We start from the raw sequence: 22,422 nt of genomic DNA, 5'->3' as shown, positions 1-22,422 counted from the left end.
ATAAATCAAAATGCAGTCTTTTAATCCCTTCTAGTTAATCAAACAAAAAACGAGAACGAAAAAAAAAGGCCTCATCGTCGCAAAGAGGGTAAAAATCTCTTAAAGGGATTTTTGCCCTCTTTGCGACGATGAGGTCTACTTGGAATTTCTTCTATCAAATTAAGCTTAAGTAAATTTTCAATCGCTCCATACATAGTTCCTGCTGCTACCTTAACTGATCCATCACTTAACTTATCAATTTCTTGAATAATAGCATATCCATGAACGGGTGTAGTTAAAACTAAAATAATATAAAAAAGTTCTTTCCGTTAAAGGTAAATATGGATTTCTAATCATACAAAGAAAGTCAAGTATTAGAAAAAGGTTCACTAGGATAATAGTCTAAGATTCTATTAAAAATTCAAAAGATCAAGTGTTCACTTCGCTCTCACTGCCCTCGACGTTTTAGTAGCCTTTCCCTCACTTCGTTCAGTCTAAGCCAACTAAAAGTTTTCGTGCTACTCTCTCCTTCACCCTAAAAAATAAATCGAGTTGTGTGTCTGTTTTCGGCCATTTTGATATCTTATTTAAACTTTCTTGAATAAATGTACGCTCTAAACGAGGTCACTGGAACATCCGTTTCAAGCCTTTCGTGTAAGAATGATGAAAAAGCTGCAATTAAAAGGGCTCAAAAATGAAGCACAGAAACTGAAAGTAAATTGGCGTTTCTTAACTAAAAACAGACGGAATATTAAAAAACTTGGTGTAGTTTCCGTGCACCTAAATTCCCACTTCTTACAGAAAGTTTAGACGAAGAATTTAGAAAAAACTACAAAATTTACTCAAATATAACGAAGGTATACGAAGTGCATTGATTTATCCCCATACCAATGACAAAATAGAAGCTAAGAATACCCATATTAAACAATGAAACGTGTATCTTATGGATTTAAATCATTTGATAACATGAGCATTTTTTATTTGACTTCTAGCATTCTTTCTTCTTTTAACATAACTTTTTTCTTATTTATCTTCCAAATCTTGGATGGCCTCTTTTTTTTCTTCAAACCAAACTGCACCAACCAACTCTTGCCCAATTTCAAACGATAGCAATCCCCTGGTAGATCGGTAAAAGTGACTTGTCCGGTTTGATCTGTTAGTTCTTGATAGGCTTTTCCATTACGCCGCAGGGCTTTTTTCCCTTTTTTATCATAGAGTGCGATTGGCGTATGTTCTGCCACGCCTTCTAAGCAAACAGTGAAATCAAAACGCACTTTCCGCAATCGGTAACGGGCGATCACATGATACAATTGATAAATAGCGGCTAAGATCAACAGGGCCGTCCCCGCCAAGATAGCGATTTGTTTCAACTTACGAAAACGATCGCCTTTGACTTGTTTTTTCTCGGCAGCCGGTGTATATGGCACGCGTTTTCCTGTGACTAACAAACGGTGACTATTGATCATATAAGGGGTACAGGTCATGAGCGTCACCAAGTCTTGGCCTGGTTCGATCTTTAAAACCGAAGTCTGATCTGGCGTCACGACTTGGCTGTCAAACACTTCATAAGCCAAGGTTTCCCCTAAGACATTTAGCAGAAAAATATCACCGTTTTTAAGCTCCGGCAGATTGGTGAAGAGTTCCCGTTCTGGCAAGCCACGATGAGCCGAGATCACCGCATGGGTACTTGCGCCACCAACAGGAAAGGACGTGCCATCTAGGACCGTCGCACCTTGTTCCAATAAATCATCATTGGTCGTATCAAATAGCGGTAACTCAATGGCCAAATCAGGAAGATTGATGGTCCCAATCAAATGCTTTTTGTAATAAGCAGCTGAAACCGTACCGCCATTCGGATTCGCAAACGGATCGGCACCCGGAGATAACCCGCTGTCGCTCAATTTATTATTTTCTTCCGCCAGTCGCTTGCGTTCGGCTTCAAATTCTTTCTGGCTTTCCTTCAAATAGCGATCGACGCGCACTTGATCGATCACATTATTCAACGCATCGACATAAAAAGGATAGAGCATGGTCAAGATGCCGACCAAAAAAATGAGGATGATCGCAATTTGCGAGATCACTTGCCGATTTTTCTTCATTTTTTCGCTCCATTCTCCAGATAATAAGTAACTTTCTTACCTTGCTTTTTCTTCGTGACGCTGCTTAAAACAAACTGCCGATCTTTTAAACGGCGGACCTTGCCCTTAACTGGTTTTGTCGACCCATCGATCGCCTTGGCATAATAACGACCCCCTCTGATCTCAGGGAAAGACACCCATCCATCCACCTGGCTTACAGCAACTGGTTGGTTAGTGACATCTGTTGCCCAGCGTTTTTTACGGACTAAGGTAAAAGTCACGCCTGCTTTGGGTTGACCATTTTCCAATAAGTAAAAACAAAAGTCATAACTGTGTTTGCCACTTTGATAATAGACGAACTTGCGATACATCCAATAGAAAATCATGGCAAAGAAAAGCGGGATCAGTAGTAAATACAAGCGAAAACGCCGTTCGACCGCTTTTTTGGTACTGGTCACTTCCTCCGCCATTTCCTCCACATAAGGCACACGGTGTCCAGTGACTAATAAACGATGGGTATTGATGCCATAAGGTGTACAAGTCAATAAGGTCACCAAGTCCCGCCCCGGTTGGATGACCACCTTGTCGATATCCGACGGTAAAACGATCTGGATGTCATCGACCGCATAAGCCAATTTTTCCCCAGCAATGGTCAAATAAAAATCATCGCCAATCACCAACTTTTCTAAATCTGTAAAAAGTTTACGTTCCGTCAAGCCACTGTGGCCTGAGATCACCGAATGGGTACTATCGCCACCGATCGGATAAGACGTTCCTTGTAGAATCGTCGCGCCTTTTTCCAAAAGAGCAGCATTGGTTTCATCAAATAAAGGTAAGCTGACCGAAATTTTTGGAATATAGATAGCACCCACGGTATGCTCTTCATAATAGGCTTTACCCGGATCTTTGGCATCATCGACCGCATTTTCAAACGGGTCTTCTACCAGTCCCATGCCAGGAATATTGGTCATGTTCTTACTTTCAGCTAGCTCTTTATTTTTTTCGGCCATTTCTTGGTGCCTTTTTGCTTGTTCTTTGGTATTTGTTGCGGCCATCTCAGCCAAGTTTTTTTCCATCATCTTTTGGTCATAATAGGAATTCACCGCATTGGACAAAAAGGGATAGCTGAAAATAATGGCACCGGTCGTAAATAAAATCGCCATTAGCAGTTTTAAAATCAAATTGATCCGTTCATTTTTTTGGCGCTGATCCATGCTTGCACCTCCTTCTCCCTATTTAAAAGAAAGAAAAGGCAACTTCAAGAAATGAAGCTGCCTTTTGCTATTTTAAAACTATATCTTAGACTTCAGCTTGTGTTTTAGATTTCTTGAACCAAGCGTAAGCACCGATCATAAGAGCAGCACCGATAAGTAAGAAGGCATAGATCCCGTTACCACCTGTTGATGGAAGCAGACCTTTAGGCGTGTTAAGAACAGACTTTAGTTCTTGACTGCCATATTGACCGTGTTCAACAGTGAAATCGACATCTTCATCAAGTAACACATATTTATCACTTGAAGTCGCTTTTTCTTCTAATTGATAGTCACCATTTTTCAAACCAATTACTTTCAACTCACCTTTGTCGTCAGAAACGATTTTCGTTGCTTTTGCTTCATCAGTCGTCCATTCTTTAAAGATATATTCACCTTTAGTGTTTTTAGCATCTTCAAATATTGCAAAGTTAGAGTCTTGTTTTACGACAAATTCCGCACCAGATAAGGTTGCACCAGATTGTGAATCTTTTTTGACGAATTTATAACCACCTGTACCAAATTGTGTTGGAGGTGTAATTTTATCTTGAGGGTTGTTACCAATTGTTACTTGGGCACTATTGTTTACTAAATCGTCAGGATTTACTTCAGCAGTTAATTTCATTTTGTAAGTAGCAATCAATTGACTACCAGCTAATTTTCCTACATTTTCACTTTGTTTCAAAGTAACAGTAAATCCGCCAGTTGCAGAATCTTCAGCTAATTCATAGTCAGTTCCAGCTACTAAACCAGTTGCTGCAAAAGAATCTTTTACATAAGCAAGTCCAGCAGTTGGCGTATCAGTTACAGAGTAAGTGACGCCATCTTCCAGAATGTCCGCAGGAATATTTAAAGTTAATTTATATTCGATTTCATCGCCAGTTGTAAGGTTATGATATAAAACATTTCCATCAGCATCCTTAACTTCAGTGAACTTATCTAAATTGGCAACTTCTTTTTTATCAGTCTTGGTTTCGTTCTTTGGATAGACTTGAACGTCGGTATTGATTGTATCTGAATATTTGCCATCTTTAAACGTATAGATTGGCATTGCTAAAACGATTGGAGCGGCTTTTGTCGTTACGGAAACATTGCCTGGCGTGCTTGTTTCAACAAACATATAGACTTTATCTTTGTCGCCGTCTTTTAAAGCAAGTCCTTCAAAAGTTGTTTGACCATTGGCATCCGTTTTTTGTTCTGCTTTTGCTACAGTTGTGTAATCTGACGCATTATCAGCAATTTCTTTTGTTGCTTCTGCTTGTGACTTACCACCTGCAATCAGAGCAAGATAAGCATCTGTTACATCATAGGCTGTAAAGCCGGCTCCTTCAAGTGGATCTCCACCAAAGTCCATTTCTTCCCCAGTATTTTGCATGGAACCTTGTGCTGGAGCTTCGCCATCTTTCCAGATTCGTTTGTTGATCGTTACATTTGTCGTTGTTGCTTCAGCAGCACTTACTGTTTTCGCACCAAACACGCCGGTGAATAAAGGTACTACAAGTAGTGCTGCAAAAAGTGTTTTCCATAATTTCTTCATTTTCTAATTCCTCCTTTATTTTTTGTACAATATTCCAATAGACCTTAGTCTTTTGTACCTTTGATTAATTGTTTCGTACAGAGTGTTTCCGCCATAAAATGATCGCCGTACCGATCAAAAGAATCCCCAATATACCTAGGAAGGATTTTGCTTCACCTGTTTGTGGAAAGCGTTTCTTCGGTTTACTTGGTTTTTTAGGTTTAGTTGGTGTCACTGGCTTTTCAACGATTGTTCCCACATTTTTAGGATAAAGGTGAACGGTAGCTAATTCTTTGTCCGTATAGGTTTTACCGTCTGTGCTCATTTCATATACTGGTAAAGCCACTACTAAGGGTTCGGCCGCTTTTTCGACTTTTACCTTTTCAGGATCAGGCAATGCCGTTTCAACAATCAGGTAAACCGCATTTTTACCGCCACTGCTTTTAGGTAGTTGGGTAAATTTGATTGTGCCTTTTTCATCAGTCAGGCCTTGTTCTCTGATAATTTTTTGATAATCAGCAACATTTTCTTGAATCATTTGAATAGTTGTTGTTTCGTCAGAGCCTTTGACCAATTTATAATAATCCTCTGTAATGTCATAAATCGTAAAGCCGACCCCTTCGATTGGATCTTTGATATCTTGATCGGCCGCTCCCGTATTTTGAATAGCTGCATCAGGTGCTTGGTCCCACAATTGTTTGTGGATCACAATATCGATCGTCCCGTCATCCGCAAAGGCTTGTTGCCCCGTAAAGATCCCTACCAGCAAAGTTGAAAGAAGTAAGGTGATTTTGATGAACAATGATTTATTCTTCATCTTAGTTCAACTCCTTTCGATTACGGTAGAAGTAGCAGATCGTAAGAGCACCTGCTGCTGTGACAAGAGCTAAGGCTACTATAATGAAAGTCTGTACACCTGATCCGCCGGTTGCTGGCAGTTGTCCTTTGGGTGTATTAGCAACCGTCAATTCGATGACGTTATTGTCCTCATCTTTTAGATTTACTTTGATAGCATCTTTATCAAGATCCTTACCATCATAAGTCACGTCGCCGACAGTTCCGTCCGCATTTATAGTGACCTCGAAAATCCCTTCTAAAAGGACAAACCCTTCTGGTGCTTTCGTTTCTTTGATAACGTAAGTTCCTGGACGAACACCGTAATGATTACCCGAAGCATCTAAAAACTGACCCGTTCCTTCATCATTGGTCTTCAGAGTAGCCAAAAGCGTATTGGAATCCTCTTTTGTGGCTAAGCTGAATTCAGTATCTGCTAATGGTTTGTTGCTTTGCGAGTTCTTTTTAAGAATTGAAAAGTCAAAATCACGCAGTTCATTGTATTTGATTAAAACAATCTTATTATCACTCGTTAAATAGAAACCATCTGTCGTTGGTTTTGAGTTAGCGGTGATTTCTTTGCCATTTGCATCAAGTAGTTTCCCAGCGCTATCGATTTGGAACTTAAAGACTGTATCGTCTTTCTTATAGCCTGTCGGTACCTTCGTTTCTTCCAAGCTGTAATAGCCTGGTGCCAGGCTAGCAAAAGATTTGGCATCATTTCCGATCAAATCATCACCGACAACTTTACCATCATTCGTCCACTTATCGTCATATTGCTTCAACGTGAACTTCGCACCGTCTAATGTTTTACCACTATCTTTATTATATTTTTCAACCAATAAAGGACGTTTGGTAAACTCATTTTCAATGGTGTACTTGATAGTGTTGTCTTTGATTTCAATACCCGTTACAGCATCGTTGATGGTTACTTTACCTTCTGCACTAACGTTGACTTTCCAACTAGTTGTAGTAGCCGTATGTCCAGCTGGTGGTGTAACTTCTGTCAATGTATACTCAGTATTTAATTGCAGCTTGTACTTATCATCAGACAACGTATAGGTTCCATCCCCGTTGTCCTTAAGTTCAACGCCTGCATTTGGCAAACTACCTCCACTTAGTTTAAAGACTGCTCCTTTAAGAGGTGTCTTTCCTTGATCAGAAATTTTAGTGATCTCTAAAGCAAGTGGTGTGTAGATTTTTTTATTGGTCCAAATGGTTTTAGCAGCATTACTTGAAGATTCATAGCCATTGACCGTTGCTTCTTCAAAGCTATAAGCAAAATCTTTCCCTTTGTTGTTGAATTGTGGCAACCAAAGCGATTCAGTAGCTCCTTGTGTTTCGGCTACTTTTTCAATATTGGTCTTTTCCCAGACATTAGTATCTGTAGCAACATCGCTTTTAGAAAGACGAATAAAACCTTGCTTCCAAGAATTGCTCTCTGTGGTATCTTTTCGGTTCAAGGTGAAATCAAGAGAATCGGGACGTTTACTCGTATCCTTATCGTATTCTTCCCAAATCTTTTTCAGATCAAGTTTCACCCCCGGTGCCTTTGCGGAAGGAACGCCAAAGTCTACTTTATTATCCGGATTGTCTCCGTTTGGTGTCAAAGTTGTTTGACCATTCATCGGATACCATTTTTCCGGCGTGAAATCTTTATCTTCTGTATTGATACGCACTTGATAATGGATCTGAATTTCTTGATCTTTGCCTAAGTTCAACTCAGTAGTGGTCACTTTACCATTCGACTGGTTTACGGTCGGTAAATTCGTTACAGCACTATTCCCTGTACTGATGCTCTTCACAGTTGGAGTGCCTTCATAAGAGAACTGATCACCCAAAGAATCATTGATCGAACCATTGACTATGGTGTTGAAAGATTTCACTACATTTTTAGCTTGTTCATTCAAATAATCAGAAACATCGTCTGTTGTTTCAGCATCTTTGTATTTACCCGGTGTAGCGATAAGACTTGCTCTATCGCGAACTTGTTGTTCGGTTAAAAAATTTCCATCCTTACTCAGCTGAATTCCCAGCGTGTGGATAGTTAAGCCCGCATCTTTGGCGATTTTAGCTGCCCCTAATGTGGCCGGCCAAGTACTATCAATATTTGTTCTATTTCCCCGAGAACCAACCGCATAACTAGGATTGAGTTTAGAGGTAGTGCCTGGTTCATCCAATCCATTACCAAATTCAGTAGCATAGGTAGTCCCATCAATCGTTTGCGCAGCGGTTACCTTCTTAGAAAAAGTAGGAACCCCATCGGTCAATACGATCATCATTTTGTTTTCATTGGAGCTTCCCGCAAGCATCTGCTGACCTTGCTCGATCCCGATTTGAGTGTAAGTGCCTCCTGTAAATTTTGGTTTTAAAGTATCATTGATTGCATTTATATGACTAGTATCCGAAACTTTACCTATCGGTACAGTAAGATAACCGTTAGCCCCTGTTACATATCCTGGACTAGAAAATCCGACTAAACCAACATTGACGTAATCCCCAATGCCTGCGTCTTTAATGGTTTGCAAGAAATTTTTCACACCATTTCTGGCTGCACCAGCACGATCATTCCAGCCGTTACTTTGACTCGATTCCATACTTCCTGACATATCCACTACCAAAACAATATCAACTGGTTTGATATCTTGTTGCTCATTACCTTTTACATTCAAATATACATCGTAAAGCCCTGGTTTACTCGTTTCTTTGGCATACTTCCGAATGGCAAAATCTGTTTGTTTTTCACCATACTGGATATAAGAATGTGTTGTGTCTGATGGATCGCCATTCCAGCTAGTTACACCATCCCAAGTGGCAAAGTTGCGTTCCTTGTTCCCTTGGTGGTTGATCACATTTGTTTGCCCAGCTGGTTGCCAGCTATTAGTCGGATAAGTTCCTTTTGTGGCATCTGTCGTATATTCTGGCGCAATATTGCTGTAATTAATGGAAGAAAATGCACTTATTCCACTAAGATATTCAAGATTGCTAGCGCCCACTGTTGCCGGCGAGGCATTTATCTCATACGACGTTGCTTCACTGGCTTCTTCCGTTTGTGTCGTCGTTTCGGTCGCTTGGCTACTAGTGGTTTCTTCAGCTGTTGTCTGAGAAGTAGCACTTACTTCTGTCGTTTTTTGTGTAGCCACTGCTGGTAATTTCAACGCATGCGGACCTTCTACCGCACTAGTCAAAATATTCTTGTTAATAGTGACAGCTTGTGTTTCATCCGTTTTTGTTGCATCGGCTTGAATTTCAAGAGCTACCTTGGAGACATTTAGCACCGTTGTAAATGAAAGAGAACCCTGCGATTGTTTCGAAAAATCTTTTTCCGCAAACCATTGGTCATCATTAGTAGCAAAACTGGCATCTTCATTAAAAGCTATTGCTTCTCCATCAGCCGTCACTTTAAATTTCAGTGCTTGATCATTGCCATCACTTGCTACACTTTTTTCATATTGAAGTTCCCAGTTTAAAGAATTTCCATCTGATGAAACAGAGGAAATGACTTTTAAACCCGCTTGATCTACAATTTTATCCGGCTGGATTTCTATCGCATGTGCGATACTTGAACAAGCAGTCAAGATTGGCGGGATAAAGCCCATCAAAATAGCAACCATCATAAACCAGACCGATTTTTTCTTCTTCATTTCTTCCCTCCTCTAAAAAACATGATATCTATTCTTAAACAAAATTTAAATAGTACTACCTAAGATTTGATACTGCCATCTAAATTATAAACAATTTATAGCGATAATACTACTATTAACGCTTTCACATTCCTATGCTTTGCTGTATCCGCCACTGTTTTCATGCAACTTTTATGATGTCTTGATAATAAATGACTACTCTAAGAAGAAGCGCACCCACGACTAAACTGAAAACGAGCCGTAACACTAAGGAAAAATCTTTTCCAATATCTTCAACTCACTTGAGAAGGCACTTACCCTTCAATTCCGATTTTCACAGAGATATTGTCTAGCAGAAATAAAAATGGATAGGTCGCTTTTATCGTATAAGGTACCGTATCTCCAAACACTTCTTTTTACCCTAATGATGAATTTTGTATCATATACTAGCCTTGAAATTGTTTATTTGAGTAATCTTTGAGCTCTGCAAATGCTTCAGCTGTCAATCCACTTTTCTGTTCAATCTGATAATTGACTTGTTAGTGATAAGTAGTGATTGTTTGAATTCGATATCCGAAGACAACAACACTCAAAAAAACGTTACAACCTTGTTGAACATCATACCTAACCGCGAAATAATAAATACATGATCGGGTAGGGATATACAAAGGTATTGATACTCATAGTCAGAAAGACCTCCCCCATATTATTGCGTTTGCGATAACAATACTACTCTTTCTTAAGACCAGCAAGCAAAGCGGAGAAAAGAAGGAACGTATCATAGATATAATGTAATAGGCAATTTGCACCTTTTAATTTCAGCCTGTATCGATCATGAACAGATCTGTTTGCACGCCGATCTTATTGGGATCTATCAAGCGTTTCAGTGCTGTCTGGATAAACGTGTATTCTTTTCCAAAAGCTTCTGAGATCGCAGCGAAATAAGCCCCCCGGCTTTCTTTTTTTAGCCGGATAACGGAGCGCATCAATCCATGTATCGAAGCTAACATAATACCCCCATTACGACCAGCACGAACACGAAAATGAATTTTGTTCTCTTCTCTTAACTGCTTCAGTACTTTGTCCAGGGAACGTTTTGGGATCTTTAAACGTTCAGTTAACTCTTTTTTTGTAGAAATAATGTATGGTTGTTCTTCATAGGATTGCTCATTCAAATAGGACAAGAGATCTTCTGCCCATTCATGACTATGTGAATACTTGCGAACAGCTCTTTCTTTCTTGAATTTCCACCAACCCCGTTTTTTATTGAATAGCTGCTCTTCAGAAAGATTTGCATCGACCCACTCTTGGCATAATAGGACAATTTTTTCTCTGTGCGCTGCTTGATATTTTCCGGAGTAAGCGGAACGAATGATTCTGGTTAATTCTCGATCAGATAAAGGGTTAGCCAAGCGGTCATTGAATTCTAACATCGTCAATTCACATGCTTCTACTTCGTATCCTGACGAAAAGTATGCCAAAGACAAGGTGAATATGACATTATTTCGACCATATACGCCCTTTTCACCTTGTATTTTTTGACTTTTTAGCAACAGCTGGAACCATGGTTCATCGACTTGACGAAATTCTTGAGTAGATGGTAATACAAAAACGTTCTTGATCTCCGCTTTTTTGTCCGCATCTTCTCTCATTGACCAGTCGATCCATTCTTCAAAACTATAGCGATACTGTGGTTCAAAGAATAAAACATTCTCTTCAGAAGGCATCCTTGTGATCCCAAAATGATTGGCATTTACATCAACAGGAAACCGATAATCATTTGAAAATTTGTTTCTTAGATTTTTTGAGATCATTTTGGCCACATTGATCACTTTAAAATTTGATTTCTTCGTCACGTATGCAGGCTTGTCTAGTACATAGAAAGCTTGAAATCCATGCGGTGTACGTAGAATCATTGTCGGCATAAAGCCGATCTCGTGACTGGCCAAGATAATTTCTCCATAGTCAAAGTTTGGATCCAATGTGTCAAAATCAACAAAGAATGTATTGATTTGACGTAAATTGTCCTCAGAATGGCCTTTTGTAAACATTCTGGCTTCATCAGCATACGTTCCATAGCGAAATACATTTGGTGTCCAATGAGTGAATCGATTATTGTTTTCGATCACCCCTTCTTCTGAAGTGATCACTAGTCCAATCCCCTCGATCATGTGTTCCTTTGAACGGTACGCAAAAATAGCCCCCTTCCCCGACTGATCACTAAAAGAGACCGGTTTTAGGTGGCTGTTTTTATATTTGAATTTACGGATACCATTTTGTAATACCGTCGAATATACGACATCCAAAGAAGCTGCCATGACTGTTATTCCTTCCCAAACTAAAAGAGAACACAAATAATCTTAAAGATTTGTGTTCTCCCAATAGCTTAGAAGTCTCAAAGGAACGACAAAATAAGCGTATATATATTGAGTTGCTCGTCAAAAAATGGTAAAATAAACCTATAGGTTCGGATTGGTAGTCCGAATAGATTTATTCAAATCACATAAGTGGTTTCCAGCCACTTACATAATTTCCATGAGACGAACGAGAACACATAGTTGTTGTATGTGATTCAGATGAAAGAGTGACCCAATTCACTTTTTTATCCGTCTCTTTTTTTATTTTTATTTTTTTCAGTTCTATAAATACAAACATAGCATATCTTACTTTTTCCATCTTGTAAACTCTTATTTTTTATAATTTAATATAGTTATTGTCGCACAAACCTATTAATATCAACAATTACCTTAGGCATTAAAACACTTAAGTACTTAAGTGTTTTGATGCTTTTTTTCAGTACTTAAGTACTATGACGTTTTAAAGTTGCATTTAATTGCTGTTAAATCACATTCTAAACATAGCCGAATTAAAAGTACTTAAATACTAAAGTTTCTATTGACTCGTAACTTTCTAGGTGGTATTATTATATTGCATACAAGTATTTTAACACTTTAGTACTTAACTTAAGGAGGTAGGAAAATGAAAAAAAATCGATCGAATTCAGCAGAAATTATTTCGCTAGTTAAACAAATAAAAGATCTCGTTGGTGAAAAAGGTGGTCCCATTGTAATTTCTGTTGCAAATCAAAAAGGTGGCGTTGGAAAAAGTGCTACCGTAGATAATCTAGCTGAACTGTTTGCTAGTTTCGATCTTATAACAGATATCGTAGACATAGACGCACAGTCAAGTATAACTAACCTAAAAACTGATCTTAGAAATATCATCGATGAAAATCTACCAGAAATGACTCAGGTAATGCTAGAGGAAGAAACGTTAGAGAACATTACTTATCAGATTAAGAATAATCTATTTATTTCCCCAACAACCTTGCGTCTATCAGATGCCGAACTTAACCTAGTTAGCGCTACATTAAGAGAACTGATTCTGAAGAAGAACATAGAGAGCCTTGAGACAAAATTTGATATTATTTTGATTGATTGCCCTCCTTCAAGAGGACTGCTTACTGTAAATGCTCTTAGTGCATCAGATTACATCTTAATTCCTGTTCAGTCCGAGTACCAAGCTCTAGTAAGTATAGAGTTGCTTTTTTCTACAATCAATAAAGTTAAAAATTCAATTAATCCTAATCTAAAGGAACTTGGCTATGTAGTCACTATGGCAACTAATACAAACCACAGTGACGAAATTATTGAGGAAGTTAAATCTGACGATAAAGCGGAAGTTATTTCTATCATCGATAGAAGCATCGTAGTATCCGACGCTGGCGTTGCTAACATGTCAGCTTACGAATTTGATTCAAATAATAAAGCTGGCATTGCATACTATAATCTTGCAGTGACAGTTCTACAGAAAATAGTATCAGAAGGAGTTGTATAAAATGGCTAAACGTGTATCTATTAAAGACAAAAATATAGCTAAAACAAATGATATCGACACACTATTTCCTACTTCAAAACCACAAACTTCCGATCAAAATGGAACTAAAAAGAAAATTAATATTCTTAGAAAAATTGAAGATATAATTTCATATTACAAAAATTTTAAAGGCGGTAAGCAAGTTTCGATATACTTGCCTGAAGAGATTCATCGAATGGTTAAAATGAAAGCCGCACAAGACGATCGAAATATGAAAGACGTAATGAAAGATTTAATTCTCGATAACTATCTAACTGAGTCAGAAATTAAAGAAGCCTACCGTTCATACGTTGATAAATTAGAAGAAGATAGCAAATAGACATGAGACACTTTAGTACTAAAACATTTTTATTGTTTAGTGCTAAAGTGTCTTTTTCATACCATCATCATAACACGAACTTTTTAGTATTAAAGTACTTAACCATTTAAGTGCTTAACCATTAAAACGTTTTGCTACTGACTTCTTTCGACGAAGGCAATCGAAACTTCGTAATCTTTATTTTTTTGATTAATTTTAGAGGGACTCCGCAGTTTATTATTGTATTCAGACTCTTTAATATTTAAGGGTTTAAGTACTTTATAACTAAAACACTTAAGACCTTTGGGACTTACGGAGTATATTGTTTTAATTATCCAAACTGTGGACGTCCATCTATTTAAACACTTTGACACTTTGGTATTTTGACACTTAACCATTAAAACCGCAATGATAGCATTTTGATCTGTTCTCTTGACTTAATTAGCGAACATATGTTCTAATACGGTATATAAAATGTATCTTTTTTTTAGAAAAGGTGATTTATCATGGTTATGCAATTTGGCGTAAACCCAAGGTTTGACTATACTAAAGAACCCTCACGAGATATTCTCTGTATCGACTGTAAGTCATTTTATGCATCCGTAGAATGCGTAGAAAGAGGACTAAATCCTTTAAAGGCAAAGTTAGTTGTCATGTCCTATCCTTCGGACGATCCTTCTCAGCGAGGAAGTGGGCTAATCCTGGCATCGAGTCCGGCCGCAAAAAAAGCCTATGGAATTTCTAATGTCAGTCGATCACGAGATCTTCCTTTTCCGTATCCGGAAGACCTCGTGATTGCACCACCGAGGATGGCACTATATATGAGAAAGAATATGGAGATTAACAATATTTACAAGAAGTATGCTGACGAGCAAAATCATTCCGTATACAGCATCGATGAGAGCTTCGTGGACGTCACAGACTCATTAAAGCTGTTCGGTGCAAAGGACGCAAGAGAGCTGGCGAGAATGATTCAAACAGACGTTTATAGACGAACTGGAATCTTCACAACAATCGGGATAGGTGACAATCCGCTCTTGGCCAAGTTCGCACTAGACCTCGAAAGCAAAAAAAATTCAGATATGAAAGCAGAATGGCGCTATGAAGACGTTCAGCAAAAGCTTTGGTCTGTAGAAAACATTACAGACGTGTGGGGTATCGGACGTCGTACAGCAATCAGACTGAACCGAATGGGCATATTTACTATTCATGACCTGGCACACGCAAATTACTATCAGCTGAAGCAAAATTTTGGTGTCTTAGGTACTCAACTGTATGCACACAGCTGGGGCATCGATCGATCATTCTTAGGTCAGAAATACAAAGTAAAATCTAAGTCGATAGGGAACAGTCAGGTCTTAAATCGGGACTATACACGTCGAAAAGAAATAGAAATTGTAATCAAAGAAATGGCCGACCAAGTAGCAACTAGGTTACGCCGTACAGGAGCGAAAGCTGAGGTAATTTCTTTATGGATCGGTTTTTCAATGGGTTATGTCGATCGATCAGGAAGTCGAGGGTTTCACCAGCAAATGAAGGTACCAGCAACCAATAGCAGCAAACAAATAGCAAACTACTTACTGCAGATATTTGATCGTCATTACAAGTACCAGGATATTCGAAATGTAGGAGTAAACTGTTCAAAGCTCGTTTATTCTAATGCTTTGCAGCTTGATCTCTTTGAAGATCCGGACGAACAAGTAAAAGACTTAAAAATCGATTATGTGGTAGATACGATACGCAAAAAATACGGGTTTAAGTCGATCGTTCATGCAAATAGCATAATGGAAGGTGGACGTGCGATCGCTCGCAGCAGCCTTGTCGGAGGGCATGCAGGTGGTATGTCTGGACTTGAAGGTGCTGAAGGTCATGGTAAAACGTACTAAGAAAACTTTTACGGACTATAATCAATACAGAGATCGACCATTCGGATTGAAGTGGGCAACGGCTTACGCCATGGATGATCTTATGAAAGGTGTCTTAGAAAACGAAGCCTGGGCTACAAAAGAAGTTGTTGGTTTGGATTTAATGAACCGTGAGGAAATCGACGCAATTCTATCGGAATCGTTCCTTTATCACAAGCCTATATCGCTGCAATTAAACACTAAAGACGAATTTGGGCGATTTTTGGATCCTGTCGAAGGACAATTTCTTGGTGAAGCATATGAAGATTATTTTGTACTCAATGAACAAGCGATCAATTGGACAGATGTCCGACATGTATCCATAAAAAAAGAGGAAAAATGGTTTAAAGTTGATTATTTTCAGGACAGAGAGTCTTCTCGCAACAAACAAAAGAAAAAAGCGAGTAAAATAGAAAAAGAGATTGAGCTAATCAAAAATGAGTATTATCAGGACTTTGCAGATGATGATTGAAGATCATTGTCCATCATTTGACTTTGAAATCGCCTTAGAATAGCTCTCTGACACACGTTTTTTAAATAAATTAGAAAAGGAGGGGGAGAATATGTGTGGAAGATATTTTTTTGATTTATCTTCAAATGAATTAAGAAGCTACTATGACCACGTCGTTTTAAATACTACAGGTAAACATATTCGTGTTGGTTTTAATGAAATTTTTCCAACTAATTATATAGTAACACTAGGACTTAATCAGGATTCAAGAGTAGTACCAGGAATCACTCAGTGGGGTTTCCAAGGATTTAAGCCTGGTCAACTTATGATCAACGCACGTTCAGAAACAGTAGAAGAAAAGAAGACTTTTTCTAAAGCCTTCAGAGAAACTCGCTGCGTCATACCAGTCTCCGGATTCTATGAGTGGGATTCCGAAAAACGAAAACTATTGTTTACTGCAGGGGATAATGATGTTTTTTATTTGGGAGGATTTTATCGTGTGCATAAAACAGGTGCAGGATTTGAAACGGAATCGATTATTATGACGACAAAACCTAATGATTCTGTATCCCCAATACATGATCGTATGCCGCTTATTATTCAAAGAGATCATATAAAAGATTGGATCACAGATCTGGATTTCGCACGTAACTATCTTACAGCTGATATGCCAGAATTAACTCGTACTGAAGTAGCAAAATAAAAAAGAGCGGATCTTTTATAGATTCGCTCTTTTTTCATTGCTATGTTTAATTTTATCTAGTATCACTTCAAATGTTTCAAAGGTATCTATATCTAACTGACACAACCAAAGCAGATACTTCTTTTCTTTGTAACTCCAGTCAACAGCGGGGTAGGAGGAGATCAGATTTTTGTATCTAGCTTTTTGCTCATTTGAAGCTAGTTGCCAACGCCTTTCAAATATTTTTTCTTCTTCCATGATTAGCGGCCCTCGGTTACTAAATGATACTACTAACTATACTCTACGTCGTTTAGTGTGTAGTAATTCAAATCTAAAGTGTAATCTACTGATTCAAAAATTAAGGCTTTCCCATCATATTCCACTGAAATTTTACAGATAAAAGGTACGTCATGTTTTTCAAATGCTTTCCCATAATGAATTTTAAAATAAGATTTTTCTTCTGAATCCCAATAGGATTGTTCTTCATCCATTTCTTTAATTATAACCTATAAAACTACTAAAAGATAAAATATATTTGCACGTTTAAAGTGTACCCAAAATAGACACACATAAGACGTTGTCTTTTCGCTTTTTTTAATGTAGATTATAAGTGTCTATTAAATGCGCTGAGAAAAGGAGTGAAAAAGGTGAAAGTAGGCTATGCACGTGTATCCACCACCGACCAAAACTTAGACCGACAGATGGAAGCCTTGGAAAGAGCAGGGGCGGAAAAAATTTTCCAAGAAAAAATGTCCGGAAAAAGCATGACCGAACGACTAGAGCTACAAAAGGCTCTTCAATTTCTGCGGGAGAAGGATACTCTGATTGTAGAATCGTTGGATCGGTTAGGACGAAACTACGATGATATTGTCCAAATGGTTCAGAAGTTGGATCAAAAGGAAATAGGACTCATTGTTTTAAACTTACCTATTTTGAACCAAGAGATTGGGGATCCAAATCTCCAAAAGTTGATCCGAAACATGATTGTACAGCTCTTGTCCTGGACGGCTCAAAATGAACGTGAAGAAATCAAGCGTAAGCAACGACAAGGAATCGAAATAGCTAAACGGAAAGGCCACTATAAAGGCCGGCCGGTGAAGTATTCAGCCAATGCAAAGAATCCAAAAGATCGCATGACGTATCAGGTAATCGTGAATAAGTTGACGCAAGAGGAACCAATTAAACAGATTGCGGAAGACACGGGGGTAACAAGGGATACAGTTTACCGGATCAAGAAGGAATTGACTGATACAACAGCTCCTTCCCCCTTTGTATAGTGTGAGAGTAATTTGAAAAAAACATCGTAAATTAGTAAATTAGTAAACAAACAAATTAATAAACAAGTAAATTAGTAAACAAATATACAAAAAGAGGAAATTATGACAAACGACCAAGCACAAGGCTATGTTTTATTAGCTTGCAAAGAGTTAGGCATCAGTAGAGAACAAGCCGAGCAACTAATTTACGCCATGGAAAGTCAATTTGATTATTATGCAGAACAAGAAGCGAGAGAAAAAGGCTTCGACTGGCTTTATGATCGAGAAAAATAAAAAAACATATTATGGAAATGTTGTTTATGAATCTCAACCCGAAAACTGAACACTCAAAAAAAAAGAGTGTTGTAAGTTTTCGGGTTATTTTTATGCAAAATTTTCGGTATACTCTATTTGAGTTATACAGAAGGGAGTGGACAGGATGAGTAAAAAGATATATAGCCAAGCTGAGATTCAATCTTTAAGAAACAATCCTAATGTGAAAAGTGTGACAGAGAAAAGTATTACCTATTCATCAGAATTCAAAATAAAGGCCATTAAACAAAGCAAACAAGGCATGAAATCCACTCAGATATTTGAACTTGCTGGACTTCCTTCTCATTTAATCGGAAAAGGAAAATCCGATCAATCACTATCACGTTGGAAAAGATTATATAAAGATCACGGAGAAGATGTATTGTTACAAGAGACTCGTGGTTCAAAAAATAATGGTCCCTATGGACCAAGAGAACAATTATCGTTACAAGAGGCGCTAGACAAAGCAAATGCCCGTATAGCCTATCTAGAGGGGAATCTTGAACTAGTAAAAAAATTAGAACAGCACGAGAGGAGCGTGAAAAACGACAAAAGAAACGACTTAAGTAAACAAGAACGCTTTAGATTAATTAACCAAATTATTCGTGAGAATCAACTTGCTGGAATGGTGAATCATTTATGCGACCTTGCAGGGGTAAGTAAAAGCGGCTACTATTACTGGCTAAATAGTAGCGATAAACGTGCTGAGCGTGATCGAAATGATTGGGAAGATTTCCAATTGTTATATAGAATTTTTCTGGATAAGAAGAAGTGTGGGATTGATGAAATAAAAATGGCGTTAGAAACTGAATACGATGTAGTAATGAATCATAAAAAAATCAGAAGAATTTTGCGCAAGAATAACATCATATCATCAATACGAGCAGCGAAACCATACCGTAAAATGATGAAGGCAACCCAAGAAAATGCTACCAAGAAAAACCTTGTCAATCGTCAGTTTGATCAAGGTATCCCGTACAAAGTATTTCTCACAGATATCACTTATCTTCCTTATGGAAGTGGACAATGGGCCTATCTTTCAGCAGTTAAGGATGGTGCTACCGGTGAGATTGTTGCACATCACTTCTCAACTAGCTTAAAAATGAATTTAGTTTATGAAACGCTAGATAAATTAAATAATGTGATTAAGGATATGCCAGTAATGGAAAGGTATATCCACTCAGATCAAGGGGTTCATTATACCTACCCTGTTTTCCAGGAAAAAGTTCTTTATCGTCTCCATCCCTCTCACTTGGATTCTTTTTAGATAAATCAAATGAAACGGATGAATTACATTAAAATCGCTTAAAGGTATCTTTTTCAATATTCCTTTGTTGAGTTCCTCTTCAACAGCCATCTGATAAATAAAACTGATTCCTAAATCTTTTTCGACCAATTTTTTAGTTGCACCAATGCTCCCAATCGTCATAACTTTCGAAAAGCTGTCTAAGTGGATTCCTTTACTTTTTATAGCTGTCTCGAAAATCAGGCGTGATCCCGATCCTTCTTCACGGACTAGAAGAGGTGTAGAAAATAAGTCGTTAATGCTCTGTTCTTGTTTCCATAAAGAACTTTTTTCTGAACAGACAGCGATAAACGGTTCTTCAGCGATTTTCTGGAATTCAAATACAGATTGATTGAATTCTCCTTCCACAACCGCAAAATCAATTTTCCCATGTTCCATCAATTCGATCAAATGTTGGGTATTGTCTGTTACCATCGAGATATCGTGCACTGGATATTGGTTCAAATACGACTCAATTAGTCCAGGCATCATGTATTCCCCAATCGTCAAGGAAGCCCCAAATGAAAGGGTAGTGTGCTCTACAGTAGAAGTTAGTTGCTCTTCCACCTTAGCGATCTCTCTTTGGAGCAAATAAAGATCTTTTTGCAGCTGCTTTCCCTTAGCCGTTAATGATGATTGTCTCTTTTCATAATGAATCAGTTCAACCCCTAACTCCTGTTGCAAAGACTGAATATGCTGGGTGACAGCCGGTTGGGTAATGTGCAATCTTTTGGCTGTGGTCGTGTAATTCATTTCTTCTGTCAAAGTAAGGAACGTTTGGTACCGGTAATCTAACATCTAATGCCACTCCTCAATAACAATTTCTTATAAATATATAATAAATGATTATTTTATTTTATACAATCTTCGGTATACCATAATACTATAAATATTTGAAGGAGGTTTAACATGCGCGCAAAATTCAAAAGAAGCTATTCTATTTTACCCGGTCTTCTAATCAGTGTTTTGATCTCGTTAATCAGCCAATATCTATCTGCCCTTCTGCCAAATTTAGGAGCAGCACTGATCGCAATTTTTTTAGGAATTTTGTTGGGAAATACTTTTTTAAACAAGCCTTATTTTAAAAGAGGAACTAAATTTTCTGAAAAATCCCTCTTAGAATGGTCGATCGTGTTAAATGGAATAATCTTAGATTTTCAAATCATCAAGCAAGTTGGTTTTACTGGATTTATTTTTGTTATTCTTCAAATGGTTTTGACGATTTTATTCGCTTATTGGATCGGTCGAACTATGAAGTTCAATAAAAAAATGTCTTTGTTGATGGGTGCCGGCAATGCAGTCTGCGGCTCTTCTGCTATTGGTACTGTCTCTCCGATAATTGGTGCCGATAAGAAAGATAAAGCCATGTCCATCACTATAGTTAATGTAACAGGAACCATATTGATGGTCTCACTGCCTATTCTCGCTTCTGTTCTGTACCACAACGAAGTCGTTCAAACATCAGCTTTGATTGGAGGTACGATCCAATCCATAGGACAAGTCGTTGCTTCAGCTAAATTGGTGAGTATGGACGTCACTAATCTGTCTATAGTATTCAAACTTATGAGAGTACTCCTTATCATCGGAGTAGCCTTATCCTTCAGTAAACTAAACACTAAAGAGGAAGAACCGCTATTTTCTAAATCAGCAGTTGATTCCACATCTGCTGATTTGAAAAAAAATACAAACCTATTGACTATTCCCTGGTTTATTGTAGGATTTTTCATTTTATTCTTGCTTAGAAGTTTTCTACCCTTACCTTCTTTCATGATTCACAGTTCCGAAGTCATCAGTAATCAATTTGAGATTACTGCTTTAGCTGCAATTGGTCTTCAGGTCAAGTTCTCTGATATCTTGAAAGAAGGGCCTCGTACCATGTTATATGGCTTACTGATCGGCTGCTTCCAAATTATTCTAGCAATTGGTTTGATTTTTTGGCTGTTCTAGTTTAGGTAACAATAATTCAAAATAAGCAGCGACTGATATCAGCCGCTGCTCTTTCTTTTGAATTCACTTTTTTTACCACCCTATTGATGTGAAACTAAACACTCTCAGCGAATGAAATAACAGAGCTAATTAACATAATAATACAATTGTTTTTCAGGACTGATTACCTTAAAAGATCCGTCAGTACATTTGAGGGAACTGCTTTTCCTAAGTATTCTTATTTTAAAAGTATACTCAATCATTTTTAGGCATAAAAAAACAGAATGAAACTATTCTCTTTTTGATATCAACTAAACCCCATCAAAATATCCAAATAAATTATTTTTTTAATATCTCAATATGTAATTTTACATTCTTCATTGAATCATAGGTTCTGTTGCAAAGTTTTAAATAAAGAATAAAATCCCTTACGGTATCTATGATTTAAGCTGGGATTCCCAATAATACCTTGATTTCAGTACAGACCGAAAACCCGAAGAGAGTGCCTTCTTTTCGGGTTTTCTTATATAATCCTCGAATGGCTTCCATGCCTTTAATCGTGGTAGAGGCAGTGCGTAAACTTCGATAGAATTTATTGCGTCTCTTTACTGGACGATGGTCTTGTTCAATCAAATTATTCAGGTATTTAATGGTACGATGTTCTGTCCCTTGATAAAAGCCGTATTCTTTTAGTTTCTTAAAGGCACTTGTAATAGAGGGGGCTTTATCTGTGACTACAACCTTCGGTTCATCAAACTGCTTCACTAACCGCTTAAGAAAAGCATAGGCTGCTTGTGTGTCCCGTTTTTTACGTAACCAAATATCCAAGGTTAAACCATCTGCATCGATGGCTCGATACAAATAATGCCATTTTCCTTTAATTTTGATGTACGTTTCATCCATTTTCCATGAATAAAAGGATTTTTTATTTTTCTTTTTCCAAATTTGATAGAGTAGTTTGCCATATTCTTGCACCCAACGATAAATCATCGTATGAGAAACGTTAATGCCACGATCATATAAGATTTCTTGAACTTCACGATAGCTAAGGTTATAACGAAGATAGTAGCCCACGGCTACAATAATCACATCCTGCTGAAATTGCTTTCCTTTAAAATGATTCATCGTCATTCCTCCTGCTATCTTTTTCTA

General features: G+C 37.8%; 20 protein-coding genes and 2 pseudogenes. 10 read left to right on the top strand and 12 right to left on the bottom strand.

Translation table 11 applies throughout. The annotated features are described in order from the left end of the window. Positions 1 to 119: 119 nt before the first annotated feature. Positions 120 to 336 (bottom strand): annotated as a pseudogene (locus tag BQ5341_RS10240) (PadR family transcriptional regulator); the annotation flags it as partial. Between the two features lie 270 nt (positions 337 to 606). On the opposite strand from BQ5341_RS10240, the pseudogene BQ5341_RS10615 reads away from it, so the two are divergent. Then, positions 607 to 954 (top strand): annotated as a pseudogene (locus BQ5341_RS10615) (transposase); the annotation flags it as partial. A gap of 2 nt (positions 955 to 956) precedes the next feature. Here the strand turns inward: BQ5341_RS10615 and BQ5341_RS00090 are convergent. The 7 genes from BQ5341_RS00090 to BQ5341_RS10445 form a co-directional block, all read right to left on the bottom strand. After that, positions 957 to 2,078: a class C sortase gene (locus tag BQ5341_RS00090; protein WP_071130055.1), complete on the bottom strand. Its 1,122-nt coding sequence runs from the start codon at positions 2,076 to 2,078 to the stop codon at positions 957 to 959. Then, complete coding sequence (locus tag BQ5341_RS00085; RefSeq protein WP_071130054.1) at positions 2,075 to 3,271, bottom strand: class C sortase; 1,197 nt, start codon at positions 3,269 to 3,271, stop codon at positions 2,075 to 2,077. Before BQ5341_RS00085 ends, BQ5341_RS00090 begins: the two co-directional genes overlap by 4 nt. An 85-nt stretch (positions 3,272 to 3,356) precedes the next feature. Continuing rightward, positions 3,357 to 4,844 carry a SpaH/EbpB family LPXTG-anchored major pilin gene (locus BQ5341_RS00080; RefSeq protein WP_071130053.1) on the bottom strand — a complete coding sequence of 496 codons (1,488 nt, stop codon included), beginning with the start codon at positions 4,842 to 4,844 and terminating at the stop codon, positions 3,357 to 3,359. Positions 4,845 to 4,908: 64 nt separating this feature from the next. After that, positions 4,909 to 5,640: a pilin N-terminal domain-containing protein gene (locus tag BQ5341_RS00075; protein WP_071130052.1), complete on the bottom strand. Its 732-nt coding sequence runs from the start codon at positions 5,638 to 5,640 to the stop codon at positions 4,909 to 4,911. A gap of 1 nt (position 5,641) precedes the next feature. Next, positions 5,642 to 9,301, bottom strand: coding sequence for a SpaA isopeptide-forming pilin-related protein (locus tag BQ5341_RS00070; protein WP_071130051.1), 3,660 nt, complete (start codon positions 9,299 to 9,301; stop codon positions 5,642 to 5,644). A 797-nt stretch (positions 9,302 to 10,098) separates the two neighbouring features. Then, the gene (locus BQ5341_RS00065) at positions 10,099 to 11,598 is read right to left on the bottom strand and encodes a primase C-terminal domain-containing protein (RefSeq protein WP_071130050.1); all 1,500 of its coding nucleotides are present in this window, start codon (positions 11,596 to 11,598) and stop codon (positions 10,099 to 10,101) included. A 181-nt stretch (positions 11,599 to 11,779) separates the two neighbouring features. After that, on the bottom strand, positions 11,780 to 11,956 hold the full coding sequence (locus tag BQ5341_RS10445; protein WP_158661715.1) for a hypothetical protein: 177 nt from the start codon (positions 11,954 to 11,956) through the stop codon (positions 11,780 to 11,782). 303 nt (positions 11,957 to 12,259) lie between these two features. Between BQ5341_RS10445 and BQ5341_RS00060 the strand changes: the two genes are divergently transcribed. The 5 genes from BQ5341_RS00060 to BQ5341_RS00040 all read left to right on the top strand — a co-directional run bounded on the left by BQ5341_RS00060 (position 12,260) and on the right by BQ5341_RS00040 (position 16,512). Then, positions 12,260 to 13,117 (top strand): ParA family protein, encoded by an 858-nt coding sequence (locus BQ5341_RS00060; protein ID WP_083378535.1) that lies wholly within the window; start codon positions 12,260 to 12,262, stop codon positions 13,115 to 13,117. A gap of 1 nt (position 13,118) precedes the next feature. Continuing rightward, positions 13,119 to 13,475, top strand: a complete 357-nt coding sequence (locus BQ5341_RS00055) for a hypothetical protein (protein ID WP_005230882.1) — start codon at positions 13,119 to 13,121, stop codon at positions 13,473 to 13,475. A gap of 485 nt (positions 13,476 to 13,960) precedes the next feature. Beyond that, the gene (locus BQ5341_RS00050) at positions 13,961 to 15,340 is read left to right on the top strand and encodes a Y-family DNA polymerase (RefSeq protein ID WP_106396141.1); all 1,380 of its coding nucleotides are present in this window, start codon (positions 13,961 to 13,963) and stop codon (positions 15,338 to 15,340) included. After that, the gene (locus BQ5341_RS00045; RefSeq protein WP_071130049.1) at positions 15,324 to 15,830 is read left to right on the top strand and encodes a hypothetical protein; all 507 of its coding nucleotides are present in this window, start codon (positions 15,324 to 15,326) and stop codon (positions 15,828 to 15,830) included. Before BQ5341_RS00050 ends, BQ5341_RS00045 begins: the two co-directional genes overlap by 17 nt. A gap of 91 nt (positions 15,831 to 15,921) precedes the next feature. Next, complete coding sequence (locus BQ5341_RS00040; protein WP_071130048.1) at positions 15,922 to 16,512, top strand: SOS response-associated peptidase; 591 nt, start codon at positions 15,922 to 15,924, stop codon at positions 16,510 to 16,512. A 15-nt stretch (positions 16,513 to 16,527) separates the two neighbouring features. Here BQ5341_RS00040 and BQ5341_RS00035 read toward each other — a convergent pair whose 3' ends face one another. Together BQ5341_RS00035 and BQ5341_RS00030 are read right to left on the bottom strand one after the other, a co-directional pair. Continuing rightward, positions 16,528 to 16,749, bottom strand: coding sequence for a hypothetical protein (locus tag BQ5341_RS00035; RefSeq protein ID WP_014748756.1), 222 nt, complete (start codon positions 16,747 to 16,749; stop codon positions 16,528 to 16,530). A gap of 32 nt (positions 16,750 to 16,781) precedes the next feature. Then, on the bottom strand, positions 16,782 to 16,982 hold the full coding sequence (locus tag BQ5341_RS00030; RefSeq protein WP_014748757.1) for a hypothetical protein: 201 nt from the start codon (positions 16,980 to 16,982) through the stop codon (positions 16,782 to 16,784). A gap of 156 nt (positions 16,983 to 17,138) precedes the next feature. Between BQ5341_RS00030 and BQ5341_RS00025 the strand changes: the two genes are divergently transcribed. The 3 genes from BQ5341_RS00025 to BQ5341_RS10230 all read left to right on the top strand — a co-directional run bounded on the left by BQ5341_RS00025 (position 17,139) and on the right by BQ5341_RS10230 (position 19,326). Further along, complete coding sequence (locus tag BQ5341_RS00025) at positions 17,139 to 17,768, top strand: recombinase family protein (protein ID WP_071130047.1); 630 nt, start codon at positions 17,139 to 17,141, stop codon at positions 17,766 to 17,768. A gap of 102 nt (positions 17,769 to 17,870) precedes the next feature. Then, positions 17,871 to 18,041 carry a hypothetical protein gene (locus BQ5341_RS10555; protein ID WP_162840221.1) on the top strand — a complete coding sequence of 57 codons (171 nt, stop codon included), beginning with the start codon at positions 17,871 to 17,873 and terminating at the stop codon, positions 18,039 to 18,041. Between the two features lie 145 nt (positions 18,042 to 18,186). Next, entirely contained in the window at positions 18,187 to 19,326 is a 1,140-nt protein-coding gene (locus BQ5341_RS10230; RefSeq protein WP_232222910.1) for an IS3 family transposase, read from the top strand. Here the strand turns inward: BQ5341_RS10230 and BQ5341_RS00015 are convergent. Continuing rightward, complete coding sequence (locus BQ5341_RS00015; RefSeq protein WP_082148264.1) at positions 19,240 to 20,142, bottom strand: LysR substrate-binding domain-containing protein; 903 nt, start codon at positions 20,140 to 20,142, stop codon at positions 19,240 to 19,242. The genes BQ5341_RS10230 and BQ5341_RS00015 overlap by 87 nt on opposite strands. A gap of 111 nt (positions 20,143 to 20,253) precedes the next feature. On the opposite strand from BQ5341_RS00015, the gene BQ5341_RS00010 reads away from it, so the two are divergent. Beyond that, on the top strand, positions 20,254 to 21,291 hold the full coding sequence (locus BQ5341_RS00010; RefSeq protein WP_048729019.1) for a YeiH family protein: 1,038 nt from the start codon (positions 20,254 to 20,256) through the stop codon (positions 21,289 to 21,291). A 423-nt stretch (positions 21,292 to 21,714) separates the two neighbouring features. Here the strand turns inward: BQ5341_RS00010 and BQ5341_RS00005 are convergent, their stop codons facing one another. Continuing rightward, positions 21,715 to 22,395, bottom strand: coding sequence for an IS6-like element IS1216 family transposase (locus BQ5341_RS00005; protein ID WP_071130086.1), 681 nt, complete (start codon positions 22,393 to 22,395; stop codon positions 21,715 to 21,717). Between the last annotated feature and the right edge of the window lie 27 nt (positions 22,396 to 22,422).

It is taken from the genome of Enterococcus timonensis, assembly GCF_900104595.1.
GTDB lineage: Bacteria > Bacillota > Bacilli > Lactobacillales > Enterococcaceae > Enterococcus_J > Enterococcus_J timonensis.
Note: the sequence above shows the minus strand (reverse complement) of the source record. Positions and strands in the feature narration are given on the sequence as shown.